This is a genomic window from Nonomuraea sp. NPDC003709 (assembly GCF_040610775.1).
Classification (GTDB): domain Bacteria; phylum Actinomycetota; class Actinomycetes; order Streptosporangiales; family Streptosporangiaceae; genus Nonomuraea; species Nonomuraea angiospora_A.
The window spans coordinates 469,699-490,553 of record NZ_JBEXMW010000002.1; the positions used below are offsets into that span (position 1 = coordinate 469,699).

Consider the following 20,855-nt stretch of genomic DNA (forward strand, 5'->3'; position numbering starts at 1 on the left):
GGCAAATGATATAAAGGCTCGGTGGCCGAGATCACCCTTGACGTCCGCCAGCTCCAGGCGTTCGCCGAGGTCGGCTACCAGGTCGCGGCCAGCGGCGGCGCCCACGCGGCGATGGCGGCGCTGCGCCGGGTGGTCCCGGTGGACGCCTACGAGTTCGTCGCGTTCGATCCGGCCACGGGGCGGCACCACAGCGTCGTGTCCGACGGTCACCGCCGCATCGACCACGACGCGGCCGAGGAATACGCGGGGCTGGAGGCGTGCCGCAGGGCCATCGCCACCCGCGCGCCGGTGATCATGCCGGAGCCGGGCACCGCACGCTACTTCCGGCGTCACCTCGCCCCCTACGGCTGGCGGGCGGGGCTGACGGCGCCGCTGTTCCTGAGCGAGGGCCGCTACACGGGGCTGCTCCACCTGGCCACGAAGGACTCCTTCCCCCGGCTCACGGGCGCGCTGGTCGTCGCGATCAGCCCGATGCTCGCCCACGTCACCGACCTGACCAGGTGCGTCATCGACCCGGTCGGGCTGCCGCCGGACTTCCGGGCGGTGGCTTTCGACCGGGTGGGGACGCGGCGCCAGGTGCCGGGCCACGAGGCGTCGGCCGTGCTGCGGGAGGATCCGGCGATGGCCGCGTTCGCCCGGGCGTTCATCGACTCGCGGGAGCTGAGCAGGCACGGGCTCTGGCTCGACCGCAAGGGGCGATGGCACGAGCTGCGGCTGCTCAGGGCCGGGGTCGGGTTCCAGGGGGCGCTCCAGGGCGCGGTGGTGGCCGAGCGGCCGTGTCCGCTGCCGTACGACCTGACGGGGCGGGAGGTGGACGTGCTCACCCGGGTGGCGGCCGGCGACTCCAACCCGCAGATCGCCGCCGCGCTGGTGCTCAGCGTCCGCACCGTGACGACCCACCTGGAGCACATCTTCGCCAAGCTCGGCTGCGACAGCCGTACCCGCCTGACCACCAAGGCCCTCGCCGAGGGCCTGTGCCGCCTGGACGTCTAGTCAGACGGCCATCCCGGCCGAGAGGTGGGACCACAGGAGCTCGAACCAGACCGTCGTCGTGCCGTCCTCGCGGGTGAAGCCCCAGCGGTGGCTGAGCGCCTCGATCAGCGGCAGGCCGCGCCCGCTGGTGGACTGCGCGCTCGTACGGCACACGCACGGCGGCCCGTCGGACCCGGCGTCCGACACGAGCACCCGCACCGCCGTCTCCGAGCTGCTCACGGTCACCGTGAACGAACCGCCCGCCCCGGACCTGGTGTGCAGGATCGCGTTCGTGGCCAGTTCGCTGGTGAGCAGTGCGGCGTCGTCGTACAGGGGATGGTCGCGGCCGAGCGCGGCCGTCACGAGCCCCCGGGCCCTGGCCACCTGCGACGGCACGCCCGGGAGCCGGGCCACGAGATCACGGGAGTCGCCTCCGTCGACGCTGTGAAAGTCCGGCGGTGCCACGGCGACCTCCCCCAAATCCGGTGACGTTATGAGACGCGCTGACAGGGGGCCGGAGATTATCGCGAAAAGGTAGGAATGACCTTGCCCGAGGTCGGCTGCACGACCGCGGACGCCGACCGAGTACGCTGCGATCGACGAGTCGTCTAGGCCTATAGGGGAGAGCGTGGGAGGTCGCGTGAGCAGCCTGGAGGCCGTCTGGGTGCAACCGTACGACCGGATGGGGGCGGCGGTCGTGACCGGCGTCTTCGACATCCTGCACGTCGGCCACGTGCGCTACCTGGGTGCGGTGGCCGACCGCGGCCTGCCGCTGGTCGTCGGCGTGGAGGACGATCCCCGGGTGCGGGCCTGGAAGGGGCCGAGCCGCCCGCTCAACCCGGCGGAGGAGCGGGCCGAGGTGCTGGCCGCGCTCCGCTTCGTGACCGGCGTCTTCATCGTGACGGGGCCGCCCGAGGCGCACGGGCCGGAGGATTACATCGACCTCCTGGCCCCGATGCGGCCGGGGGCGCTCGCGCACACGGCCGGCGACCCGCACGCGGGCGCCCGCGCGGCGGCGGCGGCGATCCTGGGGACCGAGTGCTGGGAGATGGCCTCCATCCCCGGCCGCTCCACCACCCGGATCGTGAACGCGGCCGGCAAGGGCTGACAACCGGCCCCTTCGCGCCCGCCGGTCCCACCACCGCTGCCCACGCCACCAAGCGCACCGTCCTTCACGGGCCGCGTCCTTCACGGGCCGCGTCCGGATGCGACCCGCGTGCCGCGCCCACGAGGGTGTCGCGCCCGTGACGGAGACGCGCTCTCAGGGAGCCGTGCCGGGACGGTGTCGCGCCCGTGAGAGCCGCGCCCGTGAGAGCCGCGCCTGCGATGGTGCCGCGCCTGCGATGGTGCCGCGCCTGAGGGGCGACGGATCTGTCACGCCACCGGCCCCTCGGAGGTGCCGCGGGTGGGGTGGAAGGGGTGGGTGGGGTGGGCGGGCATGATCGCGTACTCTTTCGTGACATGACAGCCGACCTCGTGGCGAAGCGCGTGACGAACCTGCTGGCACCCCAGGTGCTGGTGATCGCCATGCCGCCCGTCGTCGGCCTGCTGGCCCAGGGATGGGGCGGCGCGGCATGGGGTCTGGTGGCCTCGGCGATCTGCGGCGGCGTGCCGGCGGCGGTGATCGCGGCCGGCGTGCGCACAGGCCGCCTCGACTCCCACCACATCGTGGACCGCGCCCGCCGTACCGGCCCCCTGCTCGCCGCCGTGGCGGCCGTGCTGGTCGCGCTGGCGCTGCTGGTGGTGATGGGCGCCCCGACCCTGCTCGTCGCCACCGTGACCGCGATGCTGGTCGCGCTGGCCGTCACCGTGCCGGTGACGCTGCGCTGGAAGATCTCCTTCCACGCCGCCGTCTCGGCGGGCACGGTCGTCGTGTTCGCGCACGTCCTGCCCGCCTGGCCGGCCGCGATCGCCGGAGCCGCCGTGGTCGCGCTGGTGTGCTGGGCACGCGTACGCCTCACGCACCACACCTGGCCCCAGGTCATCGTCGGAGCGGTGGTCGGCACGGCCGCGACGTGGGCGACGCTGGCCGCGTTCGGACTGAGCTGAGCCCCGGGCGCCCGCACGCAGGACCGGAATAGCGGTGCCGCGTCCGGGGTTGGCGCTGACATGGATGTCACGAACCGCGGCCGGGTACGCGTCGAGCCCACGGCCAAGCGTGTGAGGACCTATCTCGGCGGCCGGGTGGTGGCCGACTCCACCTCCGCCCTCCTGGTGTGGGAGGTCCCGTACTACCCCACCTACTATTTCCCGGCGGCCGACGTGGACGAGTCCGCGCTCAAGGCCACCGGCGCGACCAAGCACTCCCCGAGCAGGGGAGACGGCCTGGTCCACACCGTCACCTCGGGCACGGCGGAGGCGGCCGACGCCGCGCTCGTCTATCCCGACTCGCCGCTGGAGCAGATCCGCGGCCACGTCCGCTTCGAGTGGGACGCCATGGACGCCTGGTTCGAGGAGGACGAGGAGGTCTACTTCCACCCGCGCGACCCGTACACGCGGGTGGACATCCTGGCGAGCTCGCGCCACGTGCGGGTCGAGGTGGACGGCGTGACCGTGGCCGACTCCCGCAGCCCGCGCATCCTCTTCGAGACGGGCCTGCCCGCCCGCTACTACCTGCCGAAGACGGACGTACGGCTCGACCTGCTGGAACACACCGACACCGCCACCCACTGCCCCTACAAGGGCACGGCGGAATACTGGACGGTCAACGGCCAGAAGGACCTGGCCTGGTCGTACCGCACGCCGCTGCCGGAGAGCGCGAAGGTCGCCGGGCTGATCGCGTTCTACAACGAGAAGCTCGACATCTACGTGGACGGCGAGCTCCAGGAGCGCCCGAAGTCGAAGTTCTCCTGATCCGCCGCGGTCAGGAGGAGGGGGTCCAGCGCGGGTCGCGGCCGAGGTAGCGCAGGAGCGCCGCCACGTCGTCGTCGCCCGGCTCCGCGTCCAGCGCCGGGGCGTACGCGCCCCAGGCGCGCAGCGGCTCGACGATCTCCATGGCCACCTTCAGCAGGGGCCTGGCCAGCTCCGGCGTGAGCGGCGAGGCCTGGCCGGTCGCGACCGCGATGTCCCAGGCGTGCACGGCGGCGTCCAGCGCGCACGCCGTCGAGCCGGACCACGGCGACATCTTGTGCGGCGGCACCGGCGTCGGCACCTCCACGGCGCTGCGGTCGACGCCCGCCCATGCCCGGGCCGAGCGGACCAGCGCGTCCTCGGTGAAGGCCGTCGGGTCCGTCTCCGGCGCGCCCGACGGCTCGAACGGGTTGAACGTGGGGCCGGGCTCGCCGGTCAGCGCGGCGGCGAAGCCGATCTGGTCGCCGACCGCGTGCTGGAGGACCTGGGTGACGTTCCAGGCCGCGCAGGGCGTCGGCAGCTGCCAGGCCCCGGCCGGCACGGCGCCGACGACCCGGCGCAGCGCCTCGTGCGAGCCGTCGAGGATGTCCCAGCCGCTGACAGTGGTGTCGCTCATTGGTGAGCCCCCTTTCGTGGTGCTTTCAGCATAGCAGAACGGAATGCTTTGTTCCACTATTTGGGGACCTCGGCCGCCAGGCCGTGGATCAGCATGTTCAGGGCCTGCTCGAAGTCCGCCAGGGGGTCCACGCCCTCCCGGGTGCTCCGCAGCAGCCTGCTGAAATGCGGCAGCCGTGCCGGATCCATCTCGCGTACGTACGCGCTGACCCCCTGCTCGCCCGCGTGCACGCCGGGGTCGCCGGTGAAGCCGCCCGTCGACAGTACCAGCGAGCCGAACACCAGGCTGTTCACGGCGGTCAGCGCCCGCCACGCGCCCAGGTCGTCGAACCCCGCCTGGAACAGCGCCCCCACCAGCGCGTCGAGCGGCTCCAGCGCCCGTACGGAGGTCGGGTTGGACTGGTCGGTGACCAGCGCGAGCGGCACCGCCGGATGGCGGCTGAACACCCGGTACATGCTCAGCGCCACCTCGCGCACCTGCTCCTGCCACGGCAGCGCCGGGTCCGGCCGCTCGACCTGCTCGAACACCCGCTCGGCCACGCCGTCGAGGATGTCGGCCTTGTTCGAGACGTGGTTGTAGAGGGACATCGCCTCGACGCCGAGCGCCTTGGCCAGCCGCCGCATGGTCAGGCCCTCCAGGCCCTCCTTGTCGGCCAGTTCCAGGGCCGCGTCCAGGACCCTCTCTCTGTTCAGCGGCTCCCGCCGTGCCATTCGGTGCTCCTTTCCCGGATTGACAAAGCTTACGGTGTATGTGTTCTACTTACTACGTAAGCTTACTACGTAAGTAGAGGAGCGGAGATGACCGACGTGATCATCGTCGGCGGCGGGCCGGTCGGGCTGCTGCTGGCGTGCGAGCTCAAGCTGGGCGGGGCCGACCCGCTGGTCCTGGAGGCGGCCACGGGCGAGGAGCGCCGGACGCGCAGCCTCGGCCTGCGCTCGCTCAACGCGCGCACCGTGCAGTCGCTGGCCCTGCGCGACCTGGTCGAGCCGGTGGCGGGGGAGCAGTGGGCGATGCTCGACGAGCTGGCCGCGCGCCGCGAGCCCGCCGGGGCCGACCTGGTCGCCATGATGGTGGAGCTGCTCCAGGAGGGCCTGATCAGGGGGCACTTCGGCGGGCTGCCGCTGCTGGGCGAGGCCGGAGACGCCGAATACCTCATGCTCAAGCAGGACCGGCTGGAGGCCGTCCTGGCCGAGCGGGCCGCCGGCATGGGGGTGCGGATCTGGCAGGGGTGCGCGGTGAGCGACGTCGCGCAGGACGAGTCCGCCGCCGTCGCCACGCTCGCCGACGGGCGGACGGTGCGGGCCGCGTACCTCGTGGGGTGCGACGGCGGGCGGAGCCTGGTGCGCAAGCGGTCGGGGTTCGCGTTCGAGGGGACGCCGGCGACCATGACGGGGCGGACCGCCGTGGCCGAACTCGCCTCCGCCGAGGCCGTGACGTCGTCCCTGCGCCATCCCGGCGGGCTGGTGAACCTGTCGCTGGTGCCGGGGGAGATCGCCACCATCGAGTTCGACGGCGGGCCCGGCGACCGGGACGCGCCGATGACGGCCGAGGAGCTGGAGGACAGCCTGCGGCGGGTGACGGGGCACGACGTGGTGGTCAAGCGGCTGGAGACCGGCATCCGGTACAGCGACAACACCCGGCACGCGGGCACGTACCGCCAGGGGCGGGTGCTGCTGGCGGGGGACGCGGCGCACGTGCACTCGCCGATCGGCGGCCAGGGGCTCAACCTGGGGCTGCAGGACGCGGTCAACCTCGGGTGGAAGCTGGCCCTGGTGGCCCGGGGGCTCGCGCCCGAGGCGCTGCTGGACACCTACACCGCCGAACGGCACCCGGTGGCGGCCAGGGTGCTGCGCAACACCCGGGCCCAGGTGGCGCTGATGCGGCCCGGGCCGCAGGTGGAGGCGTTGCGGGAGGTGCTGGCGGAGGTGATCGAGCTGCCGGACGCCAAGCGGCACTTCACGGGGATGGCCGACGGGACGGAGGCGGACTACGCGCCCGGCTCGGCGCACCCCCTCGTCGGGCGGTTCGCACCACGCCTGGAGGCTGTCCCCTTCGCACGCCTGGAGACGGTTCCCGAGCCGACTCCCGCGAAGGCCCGGACGGTCGCCGAGCTGCTGCGGGACGGGCGCGGCCTCGTACTGGTCCTCTCGGACGCGACCGGCGAGGGCGGGGACGGAGAGGGCGGGGACGGAGAGGGGGCGCCCGGCGACGGCGGGCTCGATGCCGCTGTGGCGGGCCACCGCGACCGGGTGCGGGTCGCGCACGCGGTCGCGGTGGCCCTGGCTGGCGCTGGGCCCGGCGATGGGCCCAGCGAGGGAGATGCGGAGGTGCTGCTGGTGCGACCCGACGGCTATGTCGCGTGGGCGGGCGGGCGCGACGAGGTCGCCGACGCGCTCACCACGTGGTTCGGCCCGCCCAGGGGCTAGGCGAGGAGACGGGTGAGGACCCGGGTGCCGAATTCGAGCCCCTCCACCGGCACCCGCTCGTCCTTGCCGTGGAACATCCCGAAGTAGTCCAGGTCCGGCCGGAGCATGAGAGGCGCGAAGCCGTATCCCTTGATGCCGATCCGGGCGAAGGACTTGGCGTCCGTGCCGCCGGCCATCACGTACGGTACCGGCCGGGCGAGCGGGTCCTCGGCCACCAGCGTGCCCGCCAGCGTGTCGAAGAACGCCGACGGGTACGGCGCGTCGGGCGCGTCCTCCAGGTTGACGAACTCCCGGCTGATCTTCGGCCCGAGCAGCGCGTCGATCGTCTCCAGGAACTCCTCCTGCGACCCCGGCAGGTAACGCCCGTCCACGTGCGCCTCCGCCGTGGAGGGCACCACGTTCACCTTGTAGCCGGCGTCGAGCATCGTCGGGTTCGCCGAGTTGCGGATCTGGCTCTTGAACAGGCCGCCCAGCGGCCCGAGCCGGGCGGCCTCTGCGTCGAGGCGGTCGAGGTCGATCGGCCGGCCGGTGATCTCCGACAGGTTCTGGATGAGGGCGGCCACCGACGGCGTCAGGCGTACGGGCCATTGGTGGGAGGCCACCCGCGACAGGGCGTGTACCAGCGTGGCGACCGGGTTGTCCACCGGCGGACGGGAGCCGTGCCCGGCCACGCCGTGCGCGGTGAGCTTCATCCAGGCGGTGCCGCGCTCGCCGACGGCGATCGGGTACACCCGGTGCTCGCCGGAGGCCACGCTGAAGCCACCGGACTCGCTGATCGCCTCCGTGACGCCGTCGAACAGCTCCCGGTGCTCGGTGACGGCGTGCCGCGAGCCGTAGTCGCCGGTCGCCTCCTCGTCCGCCAGGAACGCCAGCACCAGGTCACGCTTCGGGCGCACGCCGCGGGCCGCCAGGTCGAGCACGGTCGCGAGGGTCATCGAGCACGACCCCTTCATGTCGACCGCGCCGCGCCCGTACACGCAGCCGTCCACGATCTCCCCCGAGAACGGGTCCATCTGCCACTCGGCCGGGTCGGCGGGCACCACGTCCAGGTGGCCGTGGATCAACAGAGCGTCGGGAGAGTCGCCGTCGATCCTGGCCACGACGGTGGTCCGCTTCGGAGCCGACTCGAACACCACCGGCTCGATCCCCGCGTCGGCCAGCAGCGTGGCGACGTATTCGGCCGCCGGCCGCTCACCGGAGCCCGGGTTGGTGGTGTCGAACCTGATCAGATCCGAGCAGATCTCGGCGACGCTCTTCACGCTCTCCCCTTCAGTATCAGCGGCGGCACCTCGGGTGTCTCCATGCCGAAGATCAGCCCGTAGAAGGCCAGCTCGGCCTCCAGCACCGAGACGATAGTCTCCTCCCTGCGCCAGCCGTGCTGCTCGCCGGGGTAGGTGAGCAGGGCCCACTCTTTGCCATGTTTGTCCAGTTCGGCGGTGAATCGCTCGGCCTGGCTCACGTCCACGATCGCGTCCTCCAGGCCGTGCAGCATGAGGCACGGGCCCGAGGCGCGGTAGGCGTTCAGGAGCGGTGAGCGCTCGGTGTAGCGCTCGCGGGTCTCGGGCAGCGGGCCCACCAGTCCGTCCAGGTAGCGGGACTCGAAGTCGTGCGTCTCGGCCGCCCAGCTCTCCGGGTCGGTGATCGCGTAGTGCGCGACCCCGCCCGCGAACACGTCGCTGTGCACGAGCGCCGCCACCGTCGTCCAGCCTCCGGCGCTGCCGCCCCGGATGGCGATCTTCGCGGCGTCGGCCCGGCCCATCTCGACCAGGCCGCGCGCCACCCTGGCGCAGTCCTGCACGTCCACCACGCCCCACTCGTGGCGTAGCCGCTCGCGGTAGGCGCGGCCGTACCCTGTCGATCCGCCGTAGTTGACCACGGCCACGCCGAGCCCTCTGCTGGTGAAGTACGCGATCTCCAGGTCGAGCACGACCGGGAGGTTGCCGGTCGGGCCGCCGTGCACGAAGATCACGTACGGGTTCGGGCCGCTCCGGCCGCCGGACGGCGGGTAGAGGTGCGCGTGCACGCCCTCGATGGTCACGGCCTCGGGCGTGGGCAGCAGGTCGCGGTCCGGCAGCGGCTTGCGCGGCGACACGACCTCGTGGGTGCCGTCCGCGAGGTCGACGAGGGTGACCTCCAGCGGCGTGTACGGAGTCGCGCCCACGGCCGCCACCTTGCCGCCCGCGACCGACACGGTCGAGGACCAGTAGGTGGCCGTGCCGCCGATGTCCCTGATGTCGCCGGTCTTCGGGTTCAGCACGCCCAGGCGGCGCAGGTCCGGGGTGCCGTACACGACCGCGAGCTCGCCTGTGTCCGCGATGTCCAGGTACGTCATGCCCGGCTTCCACGCGGCGGCGCCGAACTCCTGCTCGATGGGGGTGAGGTTCGTGGCGGGGGAGCCGTCGAGGGGGACGAGGTGGACGTTCCACCAGCCGGTGGGGTCGGTCACGGCGTACAGGCTGCCGTCGTCGCGCCACTCGGCCTGGGCCACCGACTCCTCGGGGCCGCCGGCGACCACCCGGTACGCGCCCGCCGTGCCGTCCTCGCCCAGCGGGGCCACGCACAGCTCGGTGCCGTCCCAGGGCATGTTCGGGTGGTCCCAGCCGATCCAGGCGACGTGGCGGCCGTCGGGGGACAGGCGGAGGTTCATCAGGAAGTGCTGGGCTTTCACGATCACCCTGACCGGGCCGCCGTCCAGGGGCACCGCCACCAGGTCCCGCACGCCGTCCGTCTCCCGGACCGCCCACACCTCGTCCCGGCCGGGCGGGAGGTAGAGGTCCGCGTAGCGGTACGGGCCCTCGGGGGTGATCGCCACCGGATCCGATCCCTCGAGGCGGTAGAGGCGCTGGTCGGCCCAGTTCGTGAAGACCAGGCCGCCGCCCGGGAGCGGACGCCAGGAGCGCCCGCCGTACTCGATCACCCGGTTGCGCGCGTTCCAGCCCGGCGGCAGGGCGTCCACGCGGCTGCCGTCAGGGAGGCGGCGCACGACGCAGCGGCGCCCGCCCTCGGCCGGGCGTGGCTCGTCCCACCAGACCTCGACGCCGGAGGGCGTGGCCACCGCCTCCACCCACTGCGGGCCGCCGTCGGTACGGGCCACGTCGATCGGTCGAATGCTCATCAAGTCACCAATTGCCATTCGTACATGGAGGAAGTGGATGGTCAGGCGGGTGAAGGATGTACGCGATGCCCCCGCTGCCCGAGCTCCTGAGCCATACGTTCTCGAACGCTGCCCGCGGATAGACCCTTCGAACCGAGGCGTCATCGGGAGCCGCGGGATCGTTGACGACGATGTCGCCCTCGACGGTGAAACCGGTGACGACCAGGATGTGCCCGCTGGTGGAATAGCAGGAACCGGGCAGCTCGGCCGCCTTGAACGACTGCGACGTGATCACCGGGACGCCCGCCCGCACGAACGCCTCCAGCTCCACCGCCGACCGCAGCCGCGTCACGAACCCGGCCAGGCCGTAGCGCCCCGCGTACGCCACGTTGAACGGCCAGTTGCCGGTGCCCTGGTAGCTCTCGTCGTACGTGCCCATGGCCGCGTGATCCACGGACGGGGCCGGGTCGCCGCCCCCCACCCAGGCCAGCTCGGCCGGCCCGGGACCGCGGCCCCAATGACCCAGCACCATGGCCACCGAGGTCGGGCCGCACCAGTTGACACCCCCGCCGTCCCACTGCGGGTGGTGCCCGGCGTGCGCGTGCTGGGAGTACGCGGGCACCGCCAGCTCCACCGCCCCCGTGGCGCCGAAGGGGCTCGGCTCGACCGGGCGGCGCGGCACGGCCGAGGCCATCACGCCCAGCCCGGTCACCCGCGCGTCCCCGCCGTGTGTCGCGACCCGCACCTGGTACGCCACGACCGGCCGCCGGGCCACGAAGGTGTCCACCGCCACGTCCCCGTCCTCGTCGCCCTGACCGGGCACCGAGGTGCGGGGGGTGCCGTGTTCCGACCAGCGGCCCATGACGTACCACTTGGTGAGATCGCCCCGCTCGGTCCTGGCCCGGAGCGCCACCTCGATCCACGAGCCCGGCGGGGTGCGCGCGGTCCACGAGGGGATGAGCTGGGTCGCCGCGAACCCGATCCGCTGCTCCGCGCTCGTCCACGAGCCCGCCTGCGGCGAACCCGCGGGTACGGCGAAGCGGGTGAAGGCGACGCGGGCCAGGTCGACGGTGAGCACCAGCCATATTGTGGTTTCGCACCCTGTGTCGCACATCGGATGGTTTACGTACCAGCCCCGTTTGTGTCGGTGGTGATCTCTATGGTTCGGGGCATGACTCAGGCGGTACAGGCATATTCGTACGCGGGCCCCTCCACGCTCACCGACGGCAGGCTCGGTCTCTCGACCTCCGGTGGCACGGCGTTATCGGGGCCGCAGACGCACCCGCGCTTCTTCAGCGGGCTGCTCACCCACGCGGCTCCGGCCGCGGCCGGGCTGCTCGCGGTGGCGGACGTGGCGCTCGCCCGCTACCACCAGCCCAGGCCGGGCTGGACCCGCGACCCGGTGGTGACGTGTGACGGCGGGCGGCTGCGGTTCGAGTCGTTCTCGGCGTGCGGCGGCGTCTATGCCCGGCTCGACGTGCTGGAGCTCGACGGCGACGTGCTCGACCGGGGCACCACCAACGTCGACGTCAACGGCCCGCTGCGCGAGTCCCTGGCCAGGGTGGGCGGCAGGGATCCGCTCCACCTGGGCGTCGGCCCCGACGAGCTGACGGTCACCACGCTCGACGGCGCGGTCGTGGAGAAGAAGGTGCCGCTGCCGTCGCGGTGGCTGCGCGGGTTCGCGGAGGTGCAGGTGATCGCGTCCGGCTGGGACCTGCGGGCCGAGCTGGCCGGGCCGCACGCCGTGCGCTTCCTGCGCTCCCTGCCGAAGGGCGCCCGCTCCACCGTCTGGGCCGTCCCCTCGGGCCGTGACCTGCGCGTGGCCTCAGGGCCTGCGCGCGGCCCGAAAACCGGCGCGGTCTGCCTGTCGGGCACCGGGCGGGTGGCCACGCTGCTGCCGCTGCTCAGGTTCGCCAAGGCACTGAGGGTGTACGGGCCCGCCGACGGCTCGTCCACGGCCAGTGCCTGGGAGCTGGAGCTGCCCGGCATGCGTTACACGCTGGCCGTCTCGCCCGAGCCGTGGCGCGGGTTCTCCGGCGAGGGGGCGGTGCTGTCCGACCTGGCGACCGACGAGGCCGCGGACGACGCCGACGTGGTGGGCATGCTGCTCAACTTCGAGCCCACGGTCGAGCTGGGGCTGCTCGCCGACCGTTCCGGGCTTGCGATCGAACGCGTACGCGCCGCGCTCACCCAGCTCGGCACGGCCGGGCGCGTCGGCTACGACCTGCACGAGGCGGCCCACTTCCACCGCGAGCTGCCCTACGACAGGGACCAGGTGGCGGAGCTCAACCCCCGGCTGACGGCCGCCCGCGCGCTGGTGGACTCCGGCGCCGTACGGCTGCTCGGGGAGACGGCCGAGGTGACGACCGACGGCGGGGTGCGGCGGGTGCGGATCGCCGACGGCGAGTGCACGTGCCCGTGGTGGTTCGACCACCGGGGCTCGCGGGGGCCGTGCAAGCACGTGCTGGCGGCCAGGATCGCCGCCCGCGTCGCCGTAGAGGTCGCTCCGTGACCGCATGGGAGACGGTGGTGGCGGCCATCGACACCGGGGACCCGCAGTGGGTCGCCGAACGCGTCCTCGCCCTGGGCGAGCGCGAACGCCGTGAGGTGGCCGCCCTGCTTCCCGCCCACGTCGCCGTGGCCGAGGAGCGGGCCCATGGCCGGGAGCTGGAGCGCATCGCCAGGCGGGAGCGCGAGAGCGAGGCCGCCTGGCGCGAGCACGTGCGCCGGGCCGAGCGCGCCGGCCGCACCGTCCACGAGTACGAGCGCTGGGAGTGGAACACCCCCTGGAGCCCGCCCTGGCCGCTCGAGCGTGAGGAGAACTGGGCCGACTCCCTGCGGGTCGCGGGCGCGGCCACCATCGGCGGCGCGGCGGCCGTCGTGGCCTGGCTCAACCGCCGCGAGTTCCAGGACCGCGGGGAGGCGAGCGGCGCCACCGCCGCGATCCTCGAACGCGTTCTGTCCGCCCGCCCGGCCGCGTGGCAGGAGGACTTCGCCACCCGCGCCGCGCTGCGGCTGCGCCCGGCGCCCCGCCGGCGCCGCCGCTCGGACGAGATGGACGCGCTCGCCCTGGCCATGCTGTGCCGCACCGGCGTGGTCCCGCCCGAGCACGACCCCCTCGTGGTGGCCTGGGTACGCCGGCCGCCCGTCCGCGAGGACCCGCTGCTCGACCACCTCCTTCCCCGGCTCTTCGAGGCGGAGGGCGTGGGCGCGGTGCTGCGGGGCGAGCGCGCGGAGCCGCTGACGCGCGGCACCTGGCTGGCCGCGCTCAAGAGGCTGGCCGGTCAGGGCCGCCGCGACCTGCTGCTCGACGGGTGCGTACGGCGGTTCCTGCGCGGTGGCGAGGCCGCCGACCTGCGCTTCTTCGTCCGCCTGCACGAGCTGCTTCTGCCGACCCCCGACGAGGTGAGCAAGCACGCCGCCGACTACCTGCGGCTGCTGCCCGCCGCGCCGGGGCCAGTCGCGGAGGTGGCGCTGCGCCACCTGCGCGGGCTCGACCACCTGGACCGCGCGGACGTGTCGGAGGCGGTGCGGGCGCTGCTGTTCAGGGCGGAGCGCAAGCTGGTGACGGCCGGGCTGACCTGGCTCGACGCCGTCGCCCGCGCCTGGCCGGGCGACCTCGACGAGCTGGCGCCCGCGCTGGGGTCGGCGTTCGCCTGCGAGTCCGCCGACGTGCAGGGGCGGGCGGTGCGGATCGCGGTCAAGCACGCCAAACGGTTCACGCCGGTGGGGGCGCAGGCCCTGCGTGACTCCTTCGGGCTGCTGCCGCACCAGCTCGGGGAGACCCTCGTGGCGGTGTTCGGCGGGGAGGCCGCCGAGGAGCCGCCGGAGCCCTTCACACCCGCCCCGCTGCCCGCGCCGCGCTTCGCCGAGGCGTTCCCCGGGCCGGTGACCGCGCCCGTGGAGCTGGGACCGTGCGGGGGCGGATGGGAGTCCGCCGAGCTGTGGCTGGCGGGCGTCGTGCGGCTGCTCCACGACGACCGGGACGGGCTCGTGGCGAGGCTGTCGGAGTGGCGGCTGGGCGCCCGCTCGCACGAACGGCCGTGGCTGGACGTCTGGCAATGGTGCGAGGAGATCGCCCGGCTGATCCTGACGGGCGGCTCCGCGGCTGACGGGCTGCCCCGGGGCGGCCCCCTGAGCGGCCCCCTGAGCGGCGCGGTGTCGGCGCCGCACCTGTTCCTGCTGCGGCGGTGGGCCGAGGTCCACTCGGCGCTCCAGGACGGCAGCCTTCCTCCGTATCTGCTGGCCGAGCCCACCGAGGGCACCGGGCACGTGGACGCCGGGGAGCTCGTGGCGCGGCTGGCGGGCTACGAGCGACGCGGTGCCGAGGCCCTGCCGGCGGACCTGCAGCAGGCGCTGCTGCGGCTGCCGCGCGAGGTGGCGCCCGAGGTGGTGGCGCGGGCGCGGCTGCTCACCTCGGAGGCGGGGCGGGCGGCGGCCCGGTGGATGGACGGCGGCCGTCCCGAGCCGGTCACGGAGGTCGGCTGGCTCGCCTCCGGGCGGCTGGACCCCGGCGGCGAATACCGCGACGACCGGGATCCGGCCGCCACCCGGATCCCCGATCTGGAGCCCAGGATCCGGGTGGCGCCGACGGGGCTGCCGTTGGTCGACGAGTTGTTCACCGAGCCCGGCCGGCGGCGGGCAGGGCAGGGTGGGCTGCTGTCGTGGTGGCCGTACGTGCTGCCGTCCCACCGGGAGGTCGTCGCGCAGCACGTCGTCCCGCACCTGATGTACGGGTGGCCGGTGGAGGGGGCGAGGCCGCCCGAGGCGTACGCCCTCGCGCTGGCCGACGGTCCGTGGGGCGAGGGGATGGCGCTCGTGGTGGCGTTCTTCCTGGCCGACCCGTCCTGGTCGAAGCTGCCCGTGGTGCGGGCTCGCCTGGTGGTGGACCTGGCGGCGCGCGGCGACGAGGACGCCGAAGGGATCGGCCGGCAGCTCGGACTGCTGTTGCGCAGGACGTGGTTCAAGCCCGGCCCGGTCCTGGAGACCCTGGAGAGCGCGGCCGAGCAAGGAGCGCAGTGGGAGGTGTGGCGGATCATGACCGGGTTCCTGCCGGTGTTCCTGCCGGGGCCGCAGGAACGGCCGCACACCCGGCACACGCAGGTGCTCGCGTTCGCGCTGCGCGCCGCCCGGTGGGCCGGAGCGCGGGGGCCGGTGCCCTGCGTGGCGGAGATCGCCGAGCGGCGGGCGTCGAACAACTTCGTCCGCGAGGCCCGCCGCCTGCACACCTACCTGACGTGACCGCCACGTGACCGCCTCTGGCCGGCGCGCCGGTCAGAGGTACAGACCCGTGGACTCGTCGCCCGGCTGCGGGGTGAACTCGCGGCCCGCGCGCAGGGCGTACAGCTGGGCCAGCGTCGCGCCCGACGGGCTCACCCCGTTGGCGGAGCCCAGCCAGGTGACGGCCTCGTCCTTGGTCAGCGGCCCGACCTCCACCTGCGCCAGGCAGCGGCCGGGGCGGACGACGGCCGGGTGGAGACGGGCGAGGTCCTCGTTGGTGGTGATCGCCACCAGGACGTCCCGCCCCTGGCCGAGCAGGCCGTCGGTCAGGTTGAGCAGGCGCGAGAGCCCCTGGCCCGCCTGGGCCTTGGCGCCCGAGCTGATCAGCTCGTCGCAGTCTTCCAGGACGAGCAGCCGCCAGCGCTGCGTGTCCTCGTCGGAGTCGTAGCCGACGGCCACCTCCATCAGGTAGCCCGGCTCGTTGAACAGCCGCTCGGGGTCGAGCACGCAGTCCACCTGGCACCAGTCGTGCCACTGCTTGGCCAGCGTGCGCAGCAGCGTGGTCTTGCCGGTGCCCGGCTCGCCGTGCAGCAGGATCAGGCGGCCGTTGACGTCGGCGGGGGTGATCGACATCAGCCGGTCGAGGGCGGGGCGGACCTTGGCCGAGTAGTTCTTGTTGATCTCGTCCCAGGGCTGGGCGGTGATCGGCTTCTCCGAGCGGGTGCCGCCGTGCATGCCGCGCCACCAGAAGCCCATCTCGACGTGGTCCACCTCCGGCATGGCCTCTTCGGCGCCCTCGATGCTCTGCGCGAGCACGCTCTTGGCCAGGTCCTCGTCCACGGCCGTGACGCTGACGGTGGCCGTGCGGTTGCGGTGACGCACGACGCGCAGGGTCCAGCCCTCGCCGGCGATGAGCCGCGACTCCGAGCCGTCCTCGACCCGCGCCGTGCGCAGCAGGCGGCCGTCGGCCGGGCTCAGCGGGGCGTCAGGGCGTACGCGCTCCAGATTGGCAAGGCGGGACCACGGTTGCGCACCCGTCGCGAACGGCGACAGCGCCAAGGCGTCGATGACGTCGATCGCGGAGTCGGCATCGTCGATCCAGATGTTCATGGGGAGCTCGGAAGACTCCCGGCTGGGGAACGGCACCTCCCTCATCACAGACATAACGTTAATGATCCAGCGTCCAGCCGTCACATGTCGAAGGGTTTTGCGGAAAATTCGTGGTATCGGTTAGCTCTTGTTCAGAGTGCCGGTCTGGGTGACGATGCCGGGGCCGGGCTCGTCCCGCCAGGTGTAGGAGAGGGCGTCGCCCTGTTTGGCGAGCCAGACGGTGCCCGGGATGCAGCCGCCGTCCATCGCTTCCAGCGAGAACGTCAGCCGCGCCGCCTCCACCTGGGTCAGGATGATCATGCCGCGGCAGCTCGCGCCGGCGTCCTTCTCGCTCCACTGCGCGGTGGACGCGCCCGGCTTCAGCACCACGGTGTTCTCGGCCCCGTCGGTGTCCATGGGGTTCGTGCTCTCCGTCCGGCCCGTCCACGTCCCCGCGTAGGCGGCGGGGATCTTGAGCTTCCCGCCGGAGGCGGTGGGCGTCGCGCTGCCCGCGGACGCCGTCGGGGTGGCCGGTGGGGTCGAGGGCGGGGTGGCCGGAGGGGTGGCCGAGGGGGAGCTGTCGTCCTGGTCCGCGAGCGGGGTCGGGGTGCTGTTCACGGCGAGGATCGTGACGACGGTCGCGGCGAGGGCGACCAGGCCCGCCAGCCCGCCGACGAGCACGCCCCGCGAGCGGGGGCGCCGCGTCCCCTGGGTGGTGATCGCGGCCTGGGGGCGCGGTCCCGTGCGAAGTCCCTCGGGTACGGCGGCGTCCCGCGGGAGAGGGGCCGCCGGAGGGCCGTGCGGGGCGTTGGGGTTGACCAGGGACATCATCAGGTGCTGGGCCGTGGGCCGCCGTGACGGGTCCTTGGCCAGGCAGGACGCGATCACCCCGCGCAGGCGCGGCGGCAGCGGCGACAGGTCCGGCTCCGCGTGGAGCACCCGGTGCAGCACGGCGGGCACGGTGTCCGCGCCGAACGGGCTCGTGCCCGTGGCCGCGAACAGCATCGACGAGGCCCACGCGAACACGTCGGAGGCGGGCGAGGCGGGCGAGCCGCTGATCTGCTCGGGCGCCAGGTAGGCGGGGGTGCCGATCAGGCCGGAGGTCATCGTGGCCGCCCCCTCGGCCCGGGCGATGCCGAAGTCCACCACCCTGGGGCCGTCGGGCCCGAGCAGCACGTTGGCCGGCTTGAAGTCGCGGTGCACGATCCCGGCCGCGTGGATGGCGGCCAGGGCGGTGGCCGTGCCGACCGCCAGGCGTTCGAGGTCGCCGCCGCGCAGCGGGCCGCGCTCGCGCACCCGGTCGGCCAGCGAGGGGCCGTCCACGAACTCGCTCACCACGAACGGCCGGGGCCCGTCGGCCGAGACGTCGAGGACGCGCGCGGTGCAGAAGGAGGCGATGCCCTCCAGCGCGTCCAGCTCGCGCGCCAGCCTGGCCCGCGTCTGCTGGTCGCCGGTGCTCAGCAGCTTGACCGCGACCGGTTCGCCGGCGGCGTTGTGGGCGAGATAGACCACACCCTGCCCGCCCTCCCCGAGCCGGCCGGACAGGATGTACCCGCCCAGGGACGGCGGGTCGTCCGGTAGCAGGGGGCTCGCCATGGCCGATACGTTACCGGTCGCCATGCGCTTGTGAAGATCCACCGGTACCTTAGGGCGTTGGGCAAATCACACCTTAAGCGGAGGTATCGGGGAAGTGTCGAAGGCGACGTTCCGTGAAAAGGCGCGTTACTGGTTCGACAACACCATGTCCAGGGGGACCGCCTCGTTGATCGGCTGGCTGGCCGTGGTCTCGGTGGGGCTGATCGTGGTCGTGGCCGGGCTCACGCTCTGGCTGGCGCCGAACGAGCCCGACGGCGTGAACGGCCCCGGACATGTGCTCTGGATCGCGCTCATGCACGCGCTGAACCCGGGCAAGCTCGCCAGTGACAAGGGCACGACCGCGTACATGGCCGTGATGTTCGCCGGGTCGATCGGCGGCCTGTTCATCGTCAGCATGCTCGTCGGCCTGCTGTCCAACGGGCTCAAGCAGAAGGTGGACCGCCTGCGCAGGGGACGCTCGCGGATCGTCGAGTCCGGCCACACGGTGGTGCTCGGCTGGTCGGACCAGGTGTTCACGATCGTGGCCGAGCTGGTCAAGGCGCACGCCAGCCAGAAGGGCTCGGTCATCGCCGTCCTGGCGGACCGCGACAAGCTGGCCATGGAGGACGACATCCGCGAGGCCGTCGGGGACCTCGGCAGGACCCGGCTGGTCTGCCGCACCGGGCGGCCCACGGAGCCGCGCGACCTCGCGATGATGAACCTGGCCACCGCCCGTTCCGTCGTCGTGCTCTCGCCCGAGGGCGAGGACCCGGACGCGCACGTCATCAAGATCCTGCTCGCGCTGGCCAAGCGCCGCGGCGTCCACCCGCCGGTGGTCGCCGGGCTCACCTCCAGCCGCAACATCGCCGCCGCCCGCCTGGCCGGCGGCGAGGACGTGCACCTCGTCGACTCCGACGACACCGCCTCCCGGCTCATCGTGCAGTCCTCGCGCCAGTCGGGCATGTCCGTCGTCTGCATGGACCTGCTGAACTTCGACGGCGGCGAGATCTACCTGCGCACGCCCAAGAAGCTCGTCGGCGTCACGTACGGCGATGCGCTGCACGCGTACCAGACCGCCTCTGTCATCGGCCTGCGCCGGCCGACCGGCGTCGTGCTGAACCCGCCCATGGACACCGTCATCAAGGCCGACGACGAGGTCATCGTCATCGCCCACGACGACTCCCACATCCGCCTGGCCGCCGGCAAGCCGTCCATGGACGAGTCCGCCTTGGTCGAGGCGGAGGCGCCGCCCACCGAGCCCGAGCGCACGCTCCTGCTCAACTGGAACGGCCGGGCCGAGCAGATCGTCCGCTATCTCGACGGCTACGTGGCCCCCGGCTCGGTGCTGGAGATCGCCGCAGACCACCCCAAGGCCGGCACCGGCCTGGCGGGCCTGCGCCACCTCACCGTGAACGTCAAGGACTGCGACACCACCGACAGGTACGCGCTGGAGTCGCTCGGCGTCGGCCTCTTCCAGCACGTCATCGTGCTCTCCGACGACCGCTTCGCCGCCCACCACGCCGACACCCGCACGCTCATGACGCTGCTCCAGCTCCGCGACATGCAGAGCACGCTCGGCGAGCACTACTCGATCGTCAGCGAGATGCACGACGAGAACAACCGGGCCCTGGCCGAGGTCACCGAGGCCGACGACATCGTGATCAGCGACACCGTCATCGGCCTGCTGCTCGCCCAGCTCGCCGAGAACCGGCACCTGGCGGACGTGTTCGGCTACCTGTTCGACTCGAGCGGCTCGGAGATCTACCCCAGGCCCGCCGGCTCCTACGTCAAGACGGGGACGCGCGTGCACTTCTCCACGGTCGTGGAGTCGGCCAGGCGCAGGGGCGAGACCGCCATCGGCTACCGCAACGCCCTGGCGCGCAACGACCCGCCGCACTACGGCATCGTCCTCAACCCCGACAAGTCCGAGCCCATCGTCCTGAACAAAGGCGACTCGGTGATCGTCCTCGCCGAGCGGTAAAAACGTACAGTTTGCCGTGTGAGGACCATTGACTGGGTGGACGGCGCCGTCGAGCTCGTCGACCAGACACTGCTGCCCGACAAGTGCGTGACGCTGCGCATCCAGACCGTGGACGAACTGGTGGACGCCATCCGGCGGCTGGCCGTGCGCGGCGCGCCCGCGCTCGGCGTGGCGGGGGCGCTCGGCGTGGTGCTGGCCGACGGCGACCCCGCGCAGATCGCCAGGCTCCGCGCCGCCCGGCCCACCGCCGTCAACCTCGCGTGGGGCGTCGACCGGGCCGCCGCCCACCTGCGGGAAGGCCGCGCGTCCGTGCTCGCGGCCGCGCTGCGCGTGCGCGACGACGACATCGCCGCCTGCGTGGCCATGGGGGAGCGCGGGGCCGACCTGCTCGAAGGCGACCGGCTGCGGATCATGACCGTGTGCAACACCGGCGGGCTGGCCGCCGTCGAACGCGGCACCGCGCTCGGCGTCGTGCAGACGCTCCACGAGCGCGGGCGGCTGACCGAGGTGCTCGCGCTGGAGACCCGCCCGCTGCTGCAGGGCGCCCGGCTCACCACCTGGGAGCTGGCCAGGATGGGCGCGCCGCACCGGCTCATCGCCGACTCGGCGGGGCCGTACCTGCTGGCCAAGGGCGAGGTGGACGCGGTGCTCATCGGCGCCGACCGCATCGCCGCCAACGGCGACACCGCCAACAAGATCGGCTCGTACGCCCTCGCGCTCGGCGCGGAGCGCGCCGGGGTGCCGTTCGTGGTGGTCGCGCCCGAGTCCACCATCGACCAGAACACCCCCACCGGCGAGCACATCGAGATCGAGGACAGAGGGGCGGACGAGGTCGTGACGGTCAGAGGTGTACGCGTGGCGCCTGAGGGCACCCGGGCGTTGAACCCGGCCTTCGACGTGACGCCGCACGATCTCATCACCGCGATCGTGACGGACAAACGGGTGATCAGACCCTAGGTAAAATCACCCAACTTCAGGACCTGTCCGCATGCTCCGCGTTACGCTCGGTGGTCTCGACAGCGACTCTCGGAG

17 protein-coding genes are annotated in these 20,855 nt (G+C 73.1%); 9 read left to right on the forward strand and 8 right to left on the reverse strand.

Features of this window, described 5'->3' with window-relative positions; genetic code table 11:
* Positions 1-21 precede the first annotated feature (21 nt).
* Positions 22-993, forward strand: a complete 972-nt coding sequence (locus ABZX61_RS06695) for a LuxR C-terminal-related transcriptional regulator (RefSeq protein ID WP_350726594.1) — start codon at positions 22-24, stop codon at positions 991-993.
* Here the strand turns inward: ABZX61_RS06695 and ABZX61_RS06700 are convergent, their stop codons facing one another.
* Positions 994-1,437: an ATP-binding protein gene (locus ABZX61_RS06700; protein WP_355192081.1), complete on the reverse strand. Its 444-nt coding sequence runs from the start codon at positions 1,435-1,437 to the stop codon at positions 994-996.
* A 217-nt stretch (positions 1,438-1,654) separates the two neighbouring features.
* Between ABZX61_RS06700 and ABZX61_RS06705 the strand changes: the two genes are divergently transcribed.
* From ABZX61_RS06705 to ABZX61_RS06715, 3 genes are all read left to right on the forward strand, one after another.
* Positions 1,655-2,080 (forward strand): adenylyltransferase/cytidyltransferase family protein, encoded by a 426-nt coding sequence (locus ABZX61_RS06705; protein WP_355192716.1) that lies wholly within the window; start codon positions 1,655-1,657, stop codon positions 2,078-2,080.
* A 353-nt stretch (positions 2,081-2,433) separates the two neighbouring features.
* Positions 2,434-3,021, forward strand: coding sequence for a hypothetical protein (locus ABZX61_RS06710; protein ID WP_350726600.1), 588 nt, complete (start codon positions 2,434-2,436; stop codon positions 3,019-3,021).
* Positions 3,022-3,081: 60 nt separating this feature from the next.
* Positions 3,082-3,825, forward strand: a complete 744-nt coding sequence (locus ABZX61_RS06715; protein WP_350726602.1) for a DUF427 domain-containing protein — start codon at positions 3,082-3,084, stop codon at positions 3,823-3,825.
* Between the two features lie 10 nt (positions 3,826-3,835).
* Here ABZX61_RS06715 and ABZX61_RS06720 read toward each other — a convergent pair whose 3' ends face one another.
* On the reverse strand, positions 3,836-4,438 hold the full coding sequence (locus ABZX61_RS06720; RefSeq protein ID WP_355192084.1) for a TIGR03086 family metal-binding protein: 603 nt from the start codon (positions 4,436-4,438) through the stop codon (positions 3,836-3,838).
* A 56-nt stretch (positions 4,439-4,494) separates the two neighbouring features.
* Positions 4,495-5,148, reverse strand: coding sequence for a TetR/AcrR family transcriptional regulator C-terminal domain-containing protein (locus ABZX61_RS06725; protein WP_355192086.1), 654 nt, complete (start codon positions 5,146-5,148; stop codon positions 4,495-4,497).
* An 87-nt stretch (positions 5,149-5,235) separates the two neighbouring features.
* On the opposite strand from ABZX61_RS06725, the gene ABZX61_RS06730 reads away from it, so the two are divergent.
* A complete protein-coding gene (locus ABZX61_RS06730; RefSeq protein ID WP_355192088.1) occupies positions 5,236-6,864 on the forward strand; it encodes an FAD-dependent monooxygenase in 1,629 nt (542 codons plus the stop codon).
* On the opposite strand, the gene ABZX61_RS06735 is transcribed toward ABZX61_RS06730, so the two are convergent.
* The 3 genes from ABZX61_RS06735 to ABZX61_RS06745 are packed head-to-tail and all read right to left on the reverse strand — an operon-like array spanning position 6,861 to position 11,036.
* The gene (locus ABZX61_RS06735) at positions 6,861-8,123 is read right to left on the reverse strand and encodes a M20/M25/M40 family metallo-hydrolase (protein WP_355192090.1); all 1,263 of its coding nucleotides are present in this window, start codon (positions 8,121-8,123) and stop codon (positions 6,861-6,863) included. The two genes, ABZX61_RS06730 and ABZX61_RS06735, sit on opposite strands and share 4 nt — an antisense overlap.
* The gene (locus ABZX61_RS06740; RefSeq protein WP_355192092.1) at positions 8,120-9,979 is read right to left on the reverse strand and encodes a prolyl oligopeptidase family serine peptidase; all 1,860 of its coding nucleotides are present in this window, start codon (positions 9,977-9,979) and stop codon (positions 8,120-8,122) included. The genes ABZX61_RS06735 and ABZX61_RS06740 overlap by 4 nt, the downstream gene beginning before the upstream one ends.
* Positions 9,980-9,983: 4 nt before the next feature.
* The gene (locus ABZX61_RS06745) at positions 9,984-11,036 is read right to left on the reverse strand and encodes a C39 family peptidase (protein WP_355192094.1); all 1,053 of its coding nucleotides are present in this window, start codon (positions 11,034-11,036) and stop codon (positions 9,984-9,986) included.
* Between the two features lie 93 nt (positions 11,037-11,129).
* Here ABZX61_RS06745 and ABZX61_RS06750 point away from each other — a divergent pair, with 93 nt between their 5' ends.
* On the forward strand, positions 11,130-12,470 hold the full coding sequence (locus ABZX61_RS06750; protein WP_355192096.1) for an SWIM zinc finger family protein: 1,341 nt from the start codon (positions 11,130-11,132) through the stop codon (positions 12,468-12,470).
* Entirely contained in the window at positions 12,467-15,199 is a 2,733-nt protein-coding gene (locus ABZX61_RS06755; RefSeq protein ID WP_355192098.1) for a hypothetical protein, read from the forward strand. Before ABZX61_RS06750 ends, ABZX61_RS06755 begins: the two co-directional genes overlap by 4 nt.
* Positions 15,200-15,232: 33 nt before the next feature.
* Here the strand turns inward: ABZX61_RS06755 and ABZX61_RS06760 are convergent, their stop codons facing one another.
* Together ABZX61_RS06760 and ABZX61_RS06765 are read right to left on the reverse strand one after the other, a co-directional pair.
* A complete protein-coding gene (locus ABZX61_RS06760) occupies positions 15,233-16,342 on the reverse strand; it encodes a DUF5925 domain-containing protein (protein WP_355192100.1) in 1,110 nt (369 codons plus the stop codon).
* A 66-nt stretch (positions 16,343-16,408) separates the two neighbouring features.
* Positions 16,409-17,863 carry a serine/threonine-protein kinase gene (locus ABZX61_RS06765; RefSeq protein ID WP_355192102.1) on the reverse strand — a complete coding sequence of 485 codons (1,455 nt, stop codon included), beginning with the start codon at positions 17,861-17,863 and terminating at the stop codon, positions 16,409-16,411.
* Positions 17,864-17,957: 94 nt separating this feature from the next.
* Between ABZX61_RS06765 and ABZX61_RS06770 the strand changes: the two genes are divergently transcribed.
* Positions 17,958-19,823: a potassium transporter TrkA gene (locus ABZX61_RS06770; RefSeq protein ID WP_355192104.1), complete on the forward strand. Its 1,866-nt coding sequence runs from the start codon at positions 17,958-17,960 to the stop codon at positions 19,821-19,823.
* Positions 19,824-19,841: 18 nt separating this feature from the next.
* Entirely contained in the window at positions 19,842-20,780 is a 939-nt protein-coding gene (gene mtnA, locus ABZX61_RS06775) for an S-methyl-5-thioribose-1-phosphate isomerase (RefSeq protein WP_350726623.1), read from the forward strand.
* Positions 20,781-20,855 lie beyond the last annotated feature (75 nt).